The following is a 2,205-nucleotide window of genomic DNA, read 5'->3' on the forward strand; positions in this document are numbered from 1 at the left end:
ACTCCCGGGCGGGGGGGGGGGGGGGGGCGGGCCCCCCGCGGGGGGGGGGGGGGGGGGGGCGGGGGGGCGGCGGGGGGGCGGCCGGGGGGCGCCGCCGTGGCCGTTCGGACGTGGGTGTCGCGGGCGTACGGATGCGCGTCAATCCGCGACGGGAGGCGCCCGACGGGCCCCGCGCGCTCCGCACGCGGCCGCGCGCCGGGCGCCCGTTACTCACAGCGGGCTTCTCGCACGAATTCGAAACCAGGCGTTGATCACCCTTACGAGTGAAGTGACCGGCTCTGCGTTGAGGCCGCGGATGGCTCGAAAGTAACTTCACTCCTGCGAACGGGAGTTGCCCCGGCGGCAGTCACGACCGGGGGTCGGGCGGAGGCCGCGCCGGGCCGGACGGGATCCGGACGAGCACTCCCGCGCCGGGGCGGCGGGCCGCCCCGCGGCGGGACGGCGACACCGTCCCGTCACGGGGCGGCGCCGCCGCTCCTTCCGGGAAACCGATCGGGCCGGGCCGCGCCCCCGGGTGCCACGAGCAGTGGGCACCCGGGGCGACGGCCGTGACGAAGGGATGTGGTGGCGGGTGAAGGCGGGCACATCACTGCGTACGGCCGGGGACCGGGGGCCGGTGGGCCACGGGCCGGGTGCGGCCGGCTCGTGGCCGGAGGCGGCGCGGGCGGCGCTGGCCCGCGCCGGAGGCCGGGGAGGCGGTGGCGACTGGGACGTCACGGTCGGCGGCTTCTGGTGCACGGCCAGGCCGTCCGCGGCCCCTCCGCCGCCTTCGTCGCCGCCTTCACCGCCTCCGCCGCTGCCGGAGCAGGGGTGGAAGCTCCAGGTGAGCGCGGCCTCGGCGGCGGGCGAGGCGGTGCTCTCGGCGGTGATCCGGGTGCTCGCCGGGGATCCGTGCTGCTTCCGGTTCGCCGCCTCGCAGGAGCACCTGCGCGAGCTGAACTCCCGCGACGGGGAGAGCTGTTCGGCGGGAGAGTTCATCGCCGTCCACCCGGCCGACGAGGAGCAGTTCCAGCGGCTCGCGGCCGAGCTGGACCGGGCCACCGCCGGGCTGCCGGGGCCCGCGGTGCGCTCCGACCGCCCGTACCGGGTGGGGAGCCGGGTGCACTACCGGTACGGCGCGTTCGCGCCGCCGACGGTACCGGGCGAGGACACGGAGTGCCGCCCGGTACCGCGCGGGCCGGGCCCTGAGCGGACCGAAGGGGTGCGCGGCACGGCGCTCCGGGCGCCGGAGCGGGCACGGGACCCGTTCGACGGGGCTCGTACGGGAGCCCGTACGGGCCGGGCGTGGGGCCGGCGCCGGGGCGGGGTGCTGCCGGTCGGCCGGTACGCGGTGACCGCCGTTGTGCGGCAGAGTGCGAGGGGCGGGGTGTTCCTCGGCCAGGAGGCGTCGAGCGGCGCCGAGGTCGTGGTCAAGCAGGCCCGGGCGTACGGAGGGCCGGGCCCGGTCGGCACCGACGCCCGCGACGCGCTGCGGCACGAGGCCGCGCTGCTCGCCCGGCTGGACGGGCAGGGGCTGGCGCCGCGCGCCGTCGAACTGATCGAGCGGGAGGACTCCGTCTTCCTGGTGCAGGAACGAATCGCCGGACAGCCCCTGCGCGGCTGGGTGGCCGCCCGGCTGCGGCGCGACGGCAAGCCGGACGTCGACTGGGCCGAGGCCGGGCCGGTGGCGCACGGCCTGCTCGACCTGGTCGAGCGGGTGCATGCCCGGGGGGTGGTGCTGCGCGACCTCTCCCCCGGCAGCGTCGCGGTCCGCCCGGACGGCACGCTGCGGCTGGTCGACCTCGGGCTCGCCACCGAAGCCGGACGACTCGCGGGCCCCGCCGGCGCCCCCGGCTACCGCGCCCCCGAGCACGGGCCCGGCCGGCTCGCCCCCGCCCGCGGCCGCGTCGCCGACCCGGCCGTCGACCTGTACGCCCTCGGCGGGCTGTTCTTCCTGCTGGCCACCGGCCACGACCCGCTGCTGCCCGAGGGCCTCCCGGGGGCCCGGCCGGTCGCCGACCGCCTCGGCCGCTGGCTCGCCCTCGCGGCCAGGACGAGCGGGGCGAGCGGGGCGAGCGGGACAGGCGGTACGGGCGGGACCGCACGGCGGCTGGCGCCGGCGGTTCTCGGGCTGCGGGGCGAGGAGCCGCGGCAGCGCTGGGGGGTGGCCCGGGCGCGGGCGGCGCTGCGCGAGGACCTCCCGGGTGCGGACGCCACCGCCCGGCC

Annotated in this window: 1 pseudogene; it reads left to right on the forward strand. The window is 79.7% G+C overall.

Features of this window, described 5'->3' with window-relative positions:
* Window positions 1-823: 823 nt before the first annotated feature.
* Window positions 824-2,205 (forward strand): annotated as a pseudogene (locus tag AB0E96_RS40535) (hypothetical protein); the annotation flags it as partial.

The organism is Kitasatospora sp. NPDC036755 (assembly GCF_040636595.1).
Classification (GTDB): Bacteria; Actinomycetota; Actinomycetes; order Streptomycetales; family Streptomycetaceae; genus Kitasatospora.